Origin of the sequence: Candidatus Magnetobacterium casense (assembly GCF_019173545.1) — a bacterium.
GTDB lineage: Bacteria > Nitrospirota > Thermodesulfovibrionia > Thermodesulfovibrionales > Magnetobacteriaceae > Magnetobacterium > Magnetobacterium cryptolimnobacter.
Genome location: NZ_JABXWD010000715.1, coordinates 1 through 1,243, shown reverse-complemented (window position 1 = coordinate 1,243; position 1,243 = coordinate 1). Strand labels below are relative to the sequence as shown.

Below are 1,243 nucleotides of genomic sequence, written 5' to 3'. Positions count from 1 at the left end.
CCTTCGATGATGACATTGACTTCCAGACGAGGGTGGGAACTTGGGACATAGGATTTGACGAATATGTGGCGCCCATAGGCGGGGCGGATCTGAAAGCATCTATTCTGGGAACATTGAGAGGTTCATCGGGCTCGATGTCAGGTTCCTGCATGCCCGATGAGATTAAAATAAAACGCAAGAAAAGACGAGGAGACAACTAAGATGGCTGGATTGATATTTGCAGTTGGGACGACGGCCGGGTCTGCTATGGTTGCAACGACTGACCGGTGCATGGTGCAAGTTATTGCTCCGAGCAATAGGACGGTCAAGTTGAAGGAATGGTCGGTCTGGTTCGATGCTGTTTTAAGTTCGGAGGCGCCGGCAACTTGTCGGGTTTGCAGGATGACGACAAGTACGGGTCAGACTTTGAGTACGGCCTCTGCTTTTGGCCAGGTGATCCGGTATGGCTCTACAGCTCTGGATATGGGAACGATCGGATTAATTTTTAATGCCGATTGTTCGGGTGGAGTATCGAGTGGAATTCTTGCCCGGAGACAGGTCCATAAACAGGTTGGATACCATGAGAAATTTGCATTAGACGAGGAGATACTCGTTAAAAATGGCCTCTCCATTGGTATATGGGTTAGTTCGGTCACGACTGTCACCTGTCATGCCGAGATGGTCCTGGAGGAGTGATGGAAGAGGAAGAAAAAAAAGACAAGGCGGAGGAGCAGAAGGACGTCATCGTCTATAACCTCCAGCCCGCTAACTGCACGCACGAAGCTGACTTTGTTTTCAGATTTATCACCGAGGAGGACACATAAATGGGTACTGGTGCAAAATACTGTTCGACATCCGTCATGGATGCTTTCTTTGCTGGAATTTATTCAACGGCTGGCGGGACCCTTAAACTCGCGGTTTTGGAATCTTCTGCTATCGTTCCAACGGTTATCTCTGGGTGTTCCGATTCTACCGGGTGGCTTGCCGACACGTCGCTGACCCTAACGACGGACATGTTTACGGTCGGGACCTGCTCGTCCTGCAGATATGTTGAAATAGCGGCCCAGACGAGTATGCTGATCCACCGGAGCGGGGTTGCCACCATCGTCATGATCGTGGAGTCTGCTTCCGGGCCGAGGTACTGCACCACGGTCACGACTCAAGACTTGGTTGCAGGCAATAAGGTGAATACAGCGGCCTGGTCGATCACCATCCATCAGCCTACCGTGTAAGGGATAAGAGATGCCTTTCCCTGTAACGAGGC

4 protein-coding genes are annotated in these 1,243 nt (G+C 51.1%); 3 read left to right on the top strand and 1 reads right to left on the bottom strand.

Annotated elements, in window-relative coordinates:
• From HWQ67_RS19005 to HWQ67_RS20105, 3 genes are all read left to right on the top strand, one after another.
• Positions 1-200, top strand: a 200-nt coding sequence (locus HWQ67_RS19005; protein ID WP_218254264.1) for a hypothetical protein, incomplete at its 5' end; no start/stop codon positions are given.
• Positions 201-381: 181 nt separating this feature from the next.
• Positions 382-675, top strand: a complete 294-nt coding sequence (locus tag HWQ67_RS19000; protein ID WP_218254263.1) for a hypothetical protein — start codon at positions 382-384, stop codon at positions 673-675.
• Positions 675-803: a hypothetical protein gene (locus HWQ67_RS20105; protein ID WP_255317358.1), complete on the top strand. Its 129-nt coding sequence runs from the start codon at positions 675-677 to the stop codon at positions 801-803. Before HWQ67_RS19000 ends, HWQ67_RS20105 begins: the two co-directional genes overlap by 1 nt.
• A gap of 59 nt (positions 804-862) precedes the next feature.
• On the opposite strand, the gene HWQ67_RS18995 is transcribed toward HWQ67_RS20105, so the two are convergent.
• Positions 863-1,090: a hypothetical protein gene (locus HWQ67_RS18995; RefSeq protein WP_218254262.1), complete on the bottom strand. Its 228-nt coding sequence runs from the start codon at positions 1,088-1,090 to the stop codon at positions 863-865.
• Positions 1,091-1,243 lie beyond the last annotated feature (153 nt).

Bases quoted from the DNA above. Each gene is read 5' to 3' on its own strand.
- HWQ67_RS19000 (WP_218254263.1), top strand. From the start codon at position 382: ATGACGACAAGTACGGGTCAGACTTTGAGTACGGCCTCTGCTTTTGGC.
- HWQ67_RS18995 (WP_218254262.1), bottom strand. From the start codon at position 1,090: ATGACGATGGTGGCAACCCCGCTCCGGTGGATCAGCATACTCGTCTGG.
- HWQ67_RS20105 (WP_255317358.1), top strand. From the start codon at position 675: ATGGAAGAGGAAGAAAAAAAAGACAAGGCGGAGGAGCAGAAGGACGTC.